Genomic DNA, 13,138 nt, shown 5'->3' on the forward strand with positions numbered 1-13,138 from the left:
ATTTGTTGAAAGGGGTGAACGAAACATGGAAGGATTAACTGGATTATTACCGATTATTCTAATGTTTGTAATCTTCTACTTTATCTTGATCAGACCTCAACAGAAGCGTCAAAAGAAGACAGCTCAAATGCAGGCGAGTCTTGAAAAAGGAAATCGCGTCATCACCATCGGTGGATTCCACGCGACGATCGAAGCGATCGATGAGGATAACAACACTGTTGTTCTTCGCGCAGGAGATGGATCTAAGCTTACATATGATCGCTCTGCAATTCGTGAAATAGCTGAGAACAACTAATAAAAAACCTAAAAGAAAGAGGCTGAACCGTTTCGAACGGACAGCCTCTTTTTTTTCGTGTGATAGACGGTTGAAATGCATGGACACAAATCAGTGCTTATGGGATGACAGGTTGACCCCCATCACACCTCCTAGTGCAGAAGCCAGCAAATATCCGAGATGGTACAAATATTGCTCAGGGTCGAATTGCACCTGGTATCCAAGGTATTGGACGAGAAACACTACAACAGAGAACAATAACCCAGTCCCCGCTCCGAGAATCCAGCCTTTTTCCTTTCCTTTCTTTCCGGAAACCATTCCTCCAATGAACAATGCTAAAATCGATAAACCGAGTATGACCCAGGTCAACGAATGCTCAGTCAGGCTCGTGAACCTGAGAAGTAGTGATAACAAGAAGCTGCTGCACATGATGATCGCCAAAACGACCACTAGTCCGAAGCCCATCGCGGTAATCATTCTTCTAGACATATTTCCCACCCCTTTTAGGCATGTATACTCATTTGTACAACTTATTCCGCACGACTATGAAATAGAAGTCGAACATGTTTACTTGTGCTATTACATACGATGTAGTATTACGGACAAGTAGAGGATGGGAAATGTGAACGTAACCTTAGCGTTTATCATTTTTTTAATCAGTTACATCGGAATCATGACGGAGAAGATCAATCGTGCACTCGTTGCATGTTGTGGCGGAGTCGTCATGCTCGTTTTGGGCATTCTGAATATAGACCAGGCCTTATTCGAGCATGTCGATTGGAATACGATTGCATTGCTCTTTTCCATGATGATTCTCGTATCGATCACCAGTCAGAACGGTGTTTTCGAATACATAGCCATCAAGCTCGCTCAGCAAGTGAAAGGGAAGTCGATTCCGTTACTGGTGGTGATGTCCACCATCACAGCAGTCGGTTCAGCTTTTCTTGATAATGTGACGACGGTCTTGTTGCTCGTTCCGATTATCATTACACTGACGAACCTACTGAACGTAACCAGCGTTCCTTTTTTGATCTGCGCAATCCTTTTTTCTAATATCGGTGGCACTTCGACATTGATTGGCGATCCACCGAATATCATGATTGGCCAAGCGGTTGATCACCTGGATTTCAATGATTTTCTGTTTCATCTTGGGCCTGTTGTCGCTGTAATTTTTATCGTCGTCATCGGAGGCATGGCTCTCTTTTACCGAAATGCACTCCACATTTCAGAAGACAAACGGGAAGAATTGATGAGGTTGGATCCGAACTCGTTCTTGAAAAAAGGACCGATGCTCTATAAATCAGTGAGCGTGCTATTGATGACGATTATGGGTTTTCTCTTACATCCGATCCTGCACTTGGATTTGACGACGGTGGCGATGTGTGGCGCTATGTTATTGCTGCTTCTCACAACAAAGGAGCAGGATATTGAAGAGGTGTTCAAATCCGTTGAATGGGTGACGCTGTTCTTCTTCATCGGCTTATTCATCCTTGTCGGTGGTTTGATTGAAGTCGGTATCATTGATGAGATGGCGCGTGCGATCTTATCTTACACAGAGGGAGATGTACCGAAAACGACGATCTTCATCTTGTGGGGTTCAGGTCTCTTATCCGGATTTGTCGACAATATTCCATTTGTAGCAGCAATGATTCCGGTGATCATGGAGTTTAAAGAGTATGGAATCCAGAATCTCGATCCACTTTGGTGGGCGCTCGCGTTAGGTTCCTGTTTAGGGGGAAATGCCACGTTGATTGGCGCGTCTGCCAACGTGATTGTGGCTGGTCTCGCAGCAAAATCGAACAATCATTTCAGCTTTGTACAATTCTTTTTGATCGGTTTTCCCGTGGTCATCATATCGTTGATCATTGCGACGATTTACTTGATTTTACGCTATTTGCTCGCGTATCTCTAAAATATTTCCATTGTATTTTTTTCATATCTTCTCCTAACTCGGTGAGACTATATGTAGAAGGGAGAAGACTACATGGAATACGGTCTCATCATGTTTCGGACATTTTTCATATACTTGATCATCATTTTAGTGTTCCGCTTAATGGGAAAACGTGAGATCGGTCAGATATCTGTCGTCGATTTCGTCGTATCCATCATGATTGCGGAGCTGGCCGTCATTTCCATTGAAAGTCCGGAGAAGCCGATGATCCATTCCTTACTTGGCATCGGGATCCTGCTGATCGCCCAGATCGTTTTTGCTTACGTGTCACTGAAGAGTGAACGGCTAAGAGAAATCATCGATGGGAAACCTTCCGTCATCATTGATCGCGGAAAGATTGACGAGATGGAGATGAAGAAACAAAAATATAATTTCTCGGATCTTCTCATACAGCTACGGGAAAAAGGTGTGAGTAAAGTGTCGGACGTGGAGTTTGCCATTCTGGAACCATCGGGAAAATTGTCGGTGATTCGGAAAGAGGATGATGATGAAGTCGGAGAAAGTACATTATATCCTTTACCTTTGATACTCGATGGAAAGATCCAAGAAGAACACCTGAACCGCTTTGGTAAAACAGAGCTATGGTTACGCCAGGAGCTGAAAAAACTCGGATATAAAGACCTGAAAAAAATATCGTTCTGTTCATTGGAGGCTGACGGAATCTTCTTCGTCGATTCGAAGGATGAGTAGCGGGAATCAACCCTAAAGTGTAGCGGTTGATTTTTTTGCGTTAGGGGTGATTTCGAGCGGATTTTTGACCTTTACATATATACAGCAAAACCCCACTTGAAAATTGGAACAAAATGTTAGAGGGAAAATAATTGACGGTGAAATCAATCGCTAATAAAATCGGGTGAAGAAAATTTGAAATCCAAGTTTTCTATATAAATGAAGAAGGGAGGAGATCGTAATGTTCTATCGTGTTACGGTTTACCTTCTAGGTATGTTTGTCAACTTCTTCGGGGTTGCGATGGTCATCCATGCGACACTCGGAGCAGGGTTCTGGACTTCCTTTTTCCTCGGCCTATCCGATTTGTTCGGAATGACTGTCGGATTCTGGTATGGAGTCTTCCAGTTCCTGATCATTTTCATCAACGCAAAATTAATGAAACAACATCCTGAATTCATGGCATTGATACCCGTCGTGCTGGAAAGTTTCATCTTGGATTTTTGGCTTGAGATCGTGTTTGCATCATTCGATCTGTCGGCAGCTCCAGTTGTGATCAAAGCCCTCACGCTTGGAGCGGGTATGGCTGCAATTGGACTTGGTGTAGCCATCTATATCTTGCCACAATTCCCGAGAGCGCCAGTCGATCAACTGTTTCTTGCCATCAGCGCACGTTTTAATTTGAGTTTGCGTATGGGGCAAACAATTGTAGCAGTAATCGTTGCGACAATTGCAGTTCTTATTGGTGGACCTGTCGGTATAGGAACAGGAATACTTGTCCTATTTCTCGGACCCGTCATCCAATTCTGGTACACAAGAGCTTATCGCTTGTACTACGTTGTGAAGCCAGAGGCTGCCCCACAAGAAGAATGGTTATAATAGATAAAGCTGATCCGATACGAAATATGGATCAGCTTTTTTCATTATCGGATGAACTTTTTCAAGAAGGGTACGTACTGAACATCTTCTTTTTTCACAAGGTTAAAGACGATGATCAAAGTGAGATATAGGATGACAGCAAATCCGATGGAGAGTAATGTATCACTCAAAAGACTCTTATCAAGCACTTTTGTGAACCATGTGACAGCTCCTCCGGTCAGGACAATCGCGAGGATTCCTTTCACATAATCCTTCACAACAATCGTATAGCTGATTGCTTTAACAACAGTTGAAAAATGCAGCAGTGTAACCAGCATGATGTTGATGACGATGGCCAGCGCGACTCCCATGATTCCTAAATCTGGCCGTGTTGCAAGAAGGAAGATGAGTGCAATCTTCAGAATTGCTCCGATAATGCTGTTGATCATGGCGGCTTTGGCAAGATCCAATGCTTGCAATACGGCTTGTAAAGGCCCCTGGAAGTAGAGGAAGAAGAAGAATGGTGCCATCAACTTTACATAGATGGATACTTGAGGTGTGTCGTACATTAGATCCATCAACGGCGCTGCCAAAACATAGGTGATAACGACAGAAATCCCACCAGAAAGCATTGCAATCCGTAGAGCTTGGTTCAATCGACGCTCCACGACCTGGAATTTCTTTTGGGCAGCTGCTTCACTGATGGCTGGAACGAGAGAAACGGACAAAGAATAAGTGATGAACATCGGTAAAGTTAAGAATGGGATGACGTAACCTGCAAGAGCACCGTATTGCTGAGTGGCGATGACCGTTGAAATGCCCGCTATCGCTAGGCTGTTTGCAACGACGATCGGCTCAAAGAAATACGAAATTGAACCAACGAGCTGACTTGCTGTCGTAGGTAGCGATATTTTCATCAGTTGGTTGAAGGTTTCTTTCCCTTTGGTCACATAGTCGAAAAATCCTTTCCGGATACGAATCCTCTTTTGCATTTTAAACATGGAGAACATGTAGAAAAGCGATGCAAGCTCCCCGATGACGACGGAGATCATCGCACCTGCAGCTGCAAATTCGATTCCATAAGGAAGGAAAGCACCTGTCAGAACGGCGACGAGTGTAATCCGTACCACCTGTTCAATGACTTGTGAATAGGCGGAGGGGCGCATGTTCTGATGACCCTGGAAGTACCCTCGGATGACGGAGGAGAGTGCGACAATCGGAACGACTGGAGCAATCGCGATTAATGGATAATAAGTTCTCTCATCCTTTAGAATCTGTGATAAAATAGGTGCAAGTGCAATCATGGCCGTCGTAAAGATGAGGCTTAATATCCCAGTGATGGCTAAAGACACGACAAGGATTTGCTTGATTTTCTTCGGGTTTCGTTGTGCATCTGCTTCAGCAACCATTTTAGAAATCGCGACAGGTAAACCTAGGCGCGTCAATGTGATCGTAAGCAGTAAAGTCGGGACAGCCATCATATACAGCCCGACACCTTCTGGCCCCATGATACGGGCGATTACGATCCGATTGATGAAGCCTAATATTTTTGTGATCAAACCTGCTAAAATGAGAATCATCGTACCTTGTATGAATGTTTGTTTTGACATGAATTGTACCTGCCTTCTTCACATACATAAACGATAAGGGATGCGGTCCATAACAGGGTGCCGCACTTACAAACATGTATATGCGTCGAAGGAGGCCAAGCATGACAAGTATATATTTGGGGTGTAGAAGTTGAAGGAAGAGATTAAACGATATGTGGTTGAACATCTGAGTTTCTTACCGGATGAATTGATTGTGGTCATTGTTTCGGCAATGCCGATTCTGGAATTGCGAGGAGGCATACCGCTTGCCTACACATTCGGATATGATTTCTGGACCGCGTTTGCCTTATCGGTATTAGGCAATTTACTGCCGATCATTCCATTATTGATTCTATTCAGACCGTTGAGCAACATCATGATGCGTTTCGCCTGGTACAAGCGGTTTTACAGTTGGCTTTATGAACGGACACTTCGAAACAGCAAAAACGTCGAGCGGTTCGGAGCTCTTGGCTTGATCTTATTCACTGCGGTTCCGCTTCCGACCACAGGAGCTTACAGTGCATGTGTAGCGGCAGCACTATTTAACATCCGCTTTCATTATGCATTCCTGGCGATTGCTTTTGGAGTCGTCATCGCTGGATTAGGCGTTGGATTCGCAATTTACTCAATCTTTTAGTTAAACAGTTAAGGATTTTTCTCTTTAAAAATGAAAGTAGCCCATTCCAAAGTGTTTCAATAGGGGTTGAGCTACTTTCACCAATATATCGTGCTAAAAGGAGGATCTGAAGATGGCTGAATTAATGAAATTAGAGGATTGGCTCCCAGAAGTAAAACCCGCTTTAAAGAGCAAAAAGGAAGAATTGCATTTCATGGGGTATGAAAGTGTGAAGGAAAGTGAAATATGGAAATGCATTGTTTCACGGGCCAAAAAACAGAAAGATGAAGAATGGCGCATTCATCAAGTCGTGAACACCATCATGACTCTATCCACTAACGATTTCATGAACTGGCTCACCATCCAAGCTGTGACAGACGACAGTTGGTACTCATTTGACGATTTCGAGCAAAATTGACACTCCATTCAAGGGATGGATATAATAGGATGTACTGTCATTACATAACACGAAGATGCGCATCCAGATTGTCGGCATAGGGGAGGAAAATACATATGGTAAAAAGAGGACGGATCGTTGCCTTTTTCCTGCTTGTTATCATGATAGCTGGAACATTAGGCGTAACGACGAAAGACATCGTCCAAAATATCAAATTAGGACTGGACCTTCAAGGTGGATTTGAGGTTCTTTACGATGTCGAACCTACTGACGAAGGACAAAAAATTGATAAGGATCTACTGAATAGCACGGTTAGTGCTTTAAGAAAGCGTGTAGACGTACTCGGTGTATCCGAGCCGAACATTCAAATTGAAGGCGAACGGATTAGAGTTCAGCTCGCTGGCGTTGATGACCAGAACAAAGCGAGAGAATTATTATCAACTCAGGCAGAACTGACCTTCCGTGACGTTGAAGATCAAGTAAGAATGAAAGGTTCAGACTTGAAAGAAGGCGGAGCGAAGGTTGAGTTCATACAAGAAACCAATCAACCAATCGTTGCTTTACAGTTGAAAGATGGAGACAAGTTTGGACAAATAACAAGCGAAATCTCCCAAATGCCTTATCCTGAAAACAGGTTGGTCATTTGGTTAGATTATCGTGAAGGAGATTCTTTTGAAGAGGAGTCGAAAAAAGAAGATCCGAAATACATTTCAGCACCTTTTGTGGATAAACCGATTAATTCCGATCAAGCAACAATCGATGGTATGGAAACCATCCAAGAAGCTCAGAACCTTGTTGATCTATTAAACGCAGGTTCACTTCCGGTGAAGTTGAAGGAAATCTACTCCACTTCCGTCGGTGCTAAATTTGGACAAGACTCACTGGATAAGACCGTTGTCGCTGGTGCAGTCGGTATTGCATTCATCTTCTTGTTCATGCTTTTCTTCTATCGTGTACCTGGAGTCATTGCAGTCATCACGCTTTCTGCATACATCTATCTCATCTTACTCATATTTGATTGGATGGATGGGGTACTGACCTTACCAGGAATCGCAGCCTTGATTCTAGGGGTTGGTATGGCTGTTGACGCCAACATCATCACCTACGAACGGATCAAGGAAGAGCTAAGATCAGGGAAGTCAGTCATGTCTGCTTTTAAAGCAGGAAACAAACGATCTCTATCTACCATCTTAGATGCTAATATTACGACGATTCTTGCTGCATCTGTATTGTTCTTCTTCGGAACAAGCTCTGTAAAAGGATTTGCACTCGTATTGATCATCAGTATCCTTGCGAGCTTCCTGACAGCAGTCTATGGTTCACGTCTGTTACTAGGATTATGGGTAAACAGCCGTATCCTGAACAAGAAGCCGGGTTACTTCGGAGTCAAAGAAGATCAAATCAAAGATCTAGATGATACAGATCGACTGGATATTTCAAATAGTAAATTCAAGAACTTCGATTTCGTTCAACACCGTAAAAAGTTCTTTACCCTATCATCTGTATTGATTGGACTTGGAATCGCATCCTTACTCATCTTCAACTTGAACTTGGGTATTGATTTTGAAAGTGGAAGTCGTGTTGAAATTACAGCAGATCAATCACTTACAGATGACAAAATCAAAGAGCAGTTGCAAGCTCTTGATTTGGAAGCGGAAGAAGTCATCATTTCAGGTGACAATGAAAACATCGCTGTTGCCCGTTATGTCGGTGTCCTCAGTCAAGGTGAAATCGGTGAATTGAAGTCGTTCTTCCAGAAAGAATACGGACAAGAGCCGAATGTAAGTACTGTCGATCCGACGGTAGGACGTGAACTTGCGAAAAACGCCATGTATGCGATCGCCATCGCGTCAATCGGGATCATCATTTATGTAACGATCCGATTCGAGTGGTTGAAAGCATTAGCATCCATTGTTGCGTTGCTCCATGATGCGTTCTTCATCATCGCGATCTTCAGTCTATTACAGATCGAGGTCGATCTACCGTTCATTGCAGCAGTCCTCACGATTGTCGGTTACTCGATCAACGATACGATCGTCACCTTTGACCGGATACGTGAGAACTCGAAGTACATGAAAATCAAGACGTTTGCAGACTTATCGAAAGTCGTCAACGTCAGCTTGGTTCAAACGCTAGCTCGTTCAATCAATACAGTATTGACTGTTGTGTTTGCTGCGGCAGCCTTGATGATCTTCGGAAGTGAAGCGATCCGTAACTTCTCGTTCGCCCTTCTCGTAGGACTTGTTGCCGGTACGTATTCGTCCTTGTTCATCGCCTCCCAAATCTGGTTGGTATGGAAAGGCAAGCAGTTGAAGAAAAAACGTGTAAAGCCTGCTGAAACAGCAGAATAATGAAAAACGGTTGGCTTCGGTCAACCGCTTTTCTTTTTCATAAGAAGAATGAAGTGTAAAATGACAGGTATATGTTGAATATAATCGTAGAATGATTATGTAGAATGTAAGTATGGAGTGGTTATTGTGGATCAAAATGATCGGTTTAAACAAGGGGAATTTGCAGCTTGGGTCGGTATATTAGGAAATCTTGTGCTCGCCATCGTAAAAGGGGTCGTAGGTTTCCTTTCAAATAGTCGTGCGTTGATCGCAGACGCTGTTCATTCCGCTTCTGATGTGGCTGGTTCGTTTGCGGTACTCCTTGGACTTCGGGCAGCAAAACTTCCGCCAGACCGGGATCATCCGTATGGTCATGGAAAAGCAGAATCGATTGCAGCCATCATCGTAGCTGTTTTATTGTTTGTCGTTGGACTTGAAATCGGATATTCATCTATTGAAGCGTTCTTCCATCCGATTGAAGCACCGAAAGTTTGGGCAATATATGCGGTCATCTTCTCCATCATCTCAAAGGAACTGATGTTTCAATATAAGATCCGATTGGGAAAAAGAATTAATAGTGATGCCGTCATCAATAATGCATATGAACATCGGTCAGATGTCTATTCCTCTATTGCAGCCTTGATTGGAATCGGAGCTGCTGTAATCGGTGGAAAACTTAACATCAGCTGGCTTGAATATGCCGATCCGATTGCGGGCCTTGCCGTTTCACTCCTTGTACTCCGCATTTCCTGGAAACTCGGTGCAGAGTCCATCCACAATACGCTTGATCATGTGTTGCATGAAGAAGATACGGTTGAAATGAAGAAAATCGTAGAAAGTGTAGAAGGCGTATTGAATCTGGATGAGTTTTTCGCAAGAGAACATGGTTATTATGTCATCATCGATATCAAGGTTGCTGTCGATCCGGAAATTACCGTTCAGCAAGGGCATGACATTGGAAAAGAAGTGAAAAACCGTTTGATTGAACAGACGCTGGTAAGAGATGTTTTCGTCCATATCAATCCATACCAGGAAGAAAAGGGTGGTGAAGACTTATGAGAAGAGAATGGAGCTTGATCATCGTTTTGTTGTTCGCCATCATCGTCGCCGTTTTTGCCGTCATCAATGTAGATGCTGTTGAAGTGGATTATCTGTTCGGAACAGCACAATGGCCACTTGTACTTGTCATTTTAGGCTCGGCACTCTTAGGCGCATTGACAGTAGGCTTCGCGGGTTCCGTACGCTTTTTATCCATGAAAAAGGAATTACGGTTGTTACGAAGAGAAAATCAACAACTGAATGCAGATTCAAAAAACCGTACAGAAAAAGAAAAAACAGTGAAACAAGAACCCACTGATCAAAACAAATCAGTTGAAAACACGCCATCATAAATTGAAATTGTATTTGCCACCTCTTCGACCGCTCTTGTATAATGAGTGAGTCAAGAGGTGGTTTTATGTTGAATGCGAAAACGAGGTGGAGCGTGACCGAAACCGACCAGGAGAAAGTCGATCAGTTGGTCCAACACCTTGAAATATCCCCGCTCGTAGCGGGTTTGCTTGTAAATCGAGGAAAACATAACTTAGATGAAGCAACGGAGTTTTTACATACAGAACATGCTGAATTTCATGATCCTTATCTGATGGACGGCATGAAAGAAGCTGTAGAAAGAATCCAAAAAGCGATTGAACAAAATGAGAAAATATTGATATTCGGAGACTATGATGCCGATGGTGTAAGCAGTACCTCGGTCATGGTCTATACATTGCGCGAAATGAATGCAGATTTCGATTATTATATTCCGAACCGGTTCACAGAAGGATACGGTCCGAATGAAGCTGCATTTCGTTGGGCGAAAGAACAAGGCTATTCGCTCATCATCACGGTAGATACAGGTATATCGGCCATACATGAAGCTTCAGTCGCGAAGAAAATAGGAATCGACCTGATCATCACCGATCACCATGAGCCGCAACCCGAATTGCCGGAGGCATACGCGACCATCAATCCGAAGAAACCAGGTTGTCCTTATCCGTTCAAAGGGTTGGCAGGAGTTGGTGTGGCCATTAAATTGTCCCATGCACTCCTTGGGAAACCGCCGGTGCATTTGTTGGATATTGCCTGTATCGGTACGATTGCCGACTTAGTACCACTCGTGGATGAAAACCGAATGATCGCCAAACGAGGCATTGCCAGGCTACAACGTACGGAAAAGCCAGGGCTTCAAGCTCTATTGAAGCTTTGTAACATTAAGGATCAAGTGTTGAATTCAGAACACATCGGATTCGGAATCGGTCCACGTGTGAATGCAGCCGGTCGTCTGGATTCTGCAGATCCAGCTGTGGATCTTTTCACGACTGATGACCCTGAACAAGCGGAAATGATTGCAGCAGAGATCGACGCGATGAACAAGGAGCGTCAGAATCTGGTCAATCAAATGACGAAAGAAGCGGTCAAAATTGTGGAGGAGGAATATCCACCAGAGGATCATTCCGCCCTCATCATCGCAAAAGAAGGCTGGAATCCAGGGGTCATAGGAATTGTCGCTTCCAGAATCGTTGAGAAGTATTATAGACCGACGATCATTTTAAGTATTGATCGAGAGAAGGGTGTTGCCAAAGGATCTGCGAGAAGTATCGTCGGTTTTGATATGTTCGCAAATCTATCAGAGTGTCGTGACATTCTTCCTCATTTCGGCGGTCATCCGATGGCAGCAGGGATGACGTTGGACCTTCAATACTTGGACGATTTGCGGTACAGACTGAACAAATTAGCTGAAGAAAAATTGACAGTGGATGATTTCACACCGATTACCCCCGTTGACCTAGAATGTTCTGTGGATGACGTCTCACTCGAAGTGATTGAGGAACTTCAAGCATTAGAGCCCTTCGGAGTCGAGAACCCGAAACCGAAGTTTCTCATTGAACAATGTAAATTGAATGAGTTTCGTAGAATCGGCAGTGACTCGAAACATTTGAAACTCTCATTGAAAGGGGAGACCAACACTTTAGATGTCATCGGCTTCCATTTCGGAGATGTCTTTGAAGAGATTACACCAAATGCATCTTTATCTGTTGTCGGGGAGTTATCCATCAACGAATGGAACGGTTTCCGGAAGCCCCAATTGATGCTGCAAGATATTGCAGTGAAGGAGAAGCAATTGTTCGATTATCGGGGGATCAAAAATTTGAAAGATCGGTTGGACTTACTCGATCGGGAGAAGGTACAGCTGCTCGCCTTCCAGACTGACACTGTCCAACAATTGGAGCTAGGAGATTGGCAGGAACGAATCTACCATGTGTCAGAAGATGAATCTCTTGATCACTTACAGATTGATGGACAATATTTGATTATATTGGATCTGCCGAAAAGTAAGGATCAATTGAAAAAATTGATGTTCTTCGGTTCGAATGCAGAACGGGTGTACACCGTTTTTCATCATGAAGAAGATCATTATTTCAACCCGATTCCGACTCGTGAAGCGTTCAAATGGTTCTATGCCTTCCTGAAGAAAAAAGGAACGTTCGACTATAAGAAACAGGCGAAAGAGCTCGCATCCTACAAAGGCTGGACGAAAGAGTCTGTCTATTTTATGACAGAGGTGTTTTTTGAGCTTGAATTTGTTACAATAGACAATGGTGTTATTACAGTGTCGGATCAACCGATGAAACGACCGCTTACAGATTCAAAAACGTATAGGAGAAAACAAGAACAGATGAGTCTAGAAAACGACCTATGTTACTCCTCCTATCGTGAGTTAAAACGCTGGTTTTTTGAGGAAGAAAATGATGGTGTTCGATTTGAGGAGGCTTACTAGTAGAGATGGATTACAAAAAATATATTGAAGTAGTTGAGGATTTCCCTCAAGAAGGGATTCGATTCAAAGATATCACGACCCTTATGCAACAAGGGGATGTTTATAAAAAAGCGATGGATGACATCGTGACATACGCGCAAGAAAAGCAAATTGATGTCGTCGTCGGACCTGAAGCAAGAGGATTCATCGTCGGTTGTCCTGTGGCATACGCGATGAATATCGGCTTCGTACCGATCCGTAAAGACGGAAAACTTCCTCGTGAAGTGGAGAAAGTGGACTACGGAAAAGAATACGGAAAAGATGTACTTACGATTCATAAAGATGCGATCAAACCAGGTCAACGCGTCTTGATTACTGACGATCTGCTTGCAACTGGTGGAACAATTGATGCAACTGTCCAGCTGGTTGAAAAGCTCGGTGGTGTCGTAGCTGGAATCGCATTCATGATTGAATTGACTTACTTGAATGGCCGTGACAAATTAGACGGCTATGATATCTTCACATTGATGCAATATTAATATTGAGATTTTCAAACGGGCTCGGTTTTCGGGCTCGTTTTGTACATTTCAAATTTCTTTTTCGTCTGATGAAATCGTGAAGGAACCTGAATATGGTAATGAGAATATCTTAAGAGTCCAA

At 43.4% G+C, this 13,138-nt stretch carries 13 protein-coding genes; 11 read left to right on the forward strand and 2 right to left on the reverse strand.

What is annotated here, in order from left to right:
• Positions 1-25 precede the first annotated feature (25 nt).
• Positions 26-295: a preprotein translocase subunit YajC gene (gene yajC, locus ACXQIQ_RS18820; protein ID WP_226546620.1), complete on the forward strand. Its 270-nt coding sequence runs from the start codon at positions 26-28 to the stop codon at positions 293-295.
• Between the two features lie 90 nt (positions 296-385).
• On the opposite strand, the gene ACXQIQ_RS18825 is transcribed toward yajC, so the two are convergent.
• Positions 386-763, reverse strand: a complete 378-nt coding sequence (locus tag ACXQIQ_RS18825) for a TIGR04086 family membrane protein (protein ID WP_439300858.1) — start codon at positions 761-763, stop codon at positions 386-388.
• 124 nt (positions 764-887) lie between these two features.
• On the opposite strand from ACXQIQ_RS18825, the gene ACXQIQ_RS18830 reads away from it, so the two are divergent.
• From ACXQIQ_RS18830 to ACXQIQ_RS18840, 3 genes are all read left to right on the forward strand, one after another.
• Positions 888-2,186, forward strand: a complete 1,299-nt coding sequence (locus ACXQIQ_RS18830; protein WP_439300857.1) for an ArsB/NhaD family transporter — start codon at positions 888-890, stop codon at positions 2,184-2,186.
• A 72-nt stretch (positions 2,187-2,258) separates the two neighbouring features.
• Positions 2,259-2,915: a DUF421 domain-containing protein gene (locus ACXQIQ_RS18835; RefSeq protein WP_439300856.1), complete on the forward strand. Its 657-nt coding sequence runs from the start codon at positions 2,259-2,261 to the stop codon at positions 2,913-2,915.
• Positions 2,916-3,135: 220 nt separating this feature from the next.
• On the forward strand, positions 3,136-3,771 hold the full coding sequence (locus ACXQIQ_RS18840; protein WP_439300855.1) for a YczE/YyaS/YitT family protein: 636 nt from the start codon (positions 3,136-3,138) through the stop codon (positions 3,769-3,771).
• Positions 3,772-3,815: 44 nt separating this feature from the next.
• On the opposite strand, the gene spoVB is transcribed toward ACXQIQ_RS18840, so the two are convergent.
• Positions 3,816-5,360, reverse strand: a complete 1,545-nt coding sequence (gene spoVB, locus ACXQIQ_RS18845) for a stage V sporulation protein B (RefSeq protein WP_439300854.1) — start codon at positions 5,358-5,360, stop codon at positions 3,816-3,818.
• A 130-nt stretch (positions 5,361-5,490) separates the two neighbouring features.
• Between spoVB and ACXQIQ_RS18850 the strand changes: the two genes are divergently transcribed.
• From ACXQIQ_RS18850 to ACXQIQ_RS18880, 7 genes are all read left to right on the forward strand, one after another.
• Positions 5,491-5,976 carry a COG2426 family protein gene (locus ACXQIQ_RS18850; protein ID WP_439300853.1) on the forward strand — a complete coding sequence of 162 codons (486 nt, stop codon included), beginning with the start codon at positions 5,491-5,493 and terminating at the stop codon, positions 5,974-5,976.
• 112 nt (positions 5,977-6,088) lie between these two features.
• Positions 6,089-6,373, forward strand: a complete 285-nt coding sequence (locus ACXQIQ_RS18855) for a post-transcriptional regulator (RefSeq protein WP_439300852.1) — start codon at positions 6,089-6,091, stop codon at positions 6,371-6,373.
• 95 nt (positions 6,374-6,468) lie between these two features.
• Complete coding sequence (gene secDF, locus ACXQIQ_RS18860) at positions 6,469-8,703, forward strand: protein translocase subunit SecDF (RefSeq protein ID WP_439300851.1); 2,235 nt, start codon at positions 6,469-6,471, stop codon at positions 8,701-8,703.
• 126 nt (positions 8,704-8,829) lie between these two features.
• A complete protein-coding gene (locus ACXQIQ_RS18865) occupies positions 8,830-9,741 on the forward strand; it encodes a cation diffusion facilitator family transporter (protein ID WP_439300850.1) in 912 nt (303 codons plus the stop codon).
• Positions 9,738-10,073 carry a LapA family protein gene (locus ACXQIQ_RS18870; protein WP_439300849.1) on the forward strand — a complete coding sequence of 112 codons (336 nt, stop codon included), beginning with the start codon at positions 9,738-9,740 and terminating at the stop codon, positions 10,071-10,073. The genes ACXQIQ_RS18865 and ACXQIQ_RS18870 overlap by 4 nt, the downstream gene beginning before the upstream one ends.
• 65 nt (positions 10,074-10,138) lie before the next feature.
• Positions 10,139-12,499, forward strand: coding sequence for a single-stranded-DNA-specific exonuclease RecJ (gene recJ / locus ACXQIQ_RS18875; RefSeq protein ID WP_439300848.1), 2,361 nt, complete (start codon positions 10,139-10,141; stop codon positions 12,497-12,499).
• A 5-nt stretch (positions 12,500-12,504) separates the two neighbouring features.
• On the forward strand, positions 12,505-13,017 hold the full coding sequence (locus ACXQIQ_RS18880) for an adenine phosphoribosyltransferase (protein WP_439300847.1): 513 nt from the start codon (positions 12,505-12,507) through the stop codon (positions 13,015-13,017).
• Positions 13,018-13,138: the final 121 nt, after the last annotated feature.

It is taken from the genome of Pseudalkalibacillus sp. Hm43, from assembly GCF_054170705.1.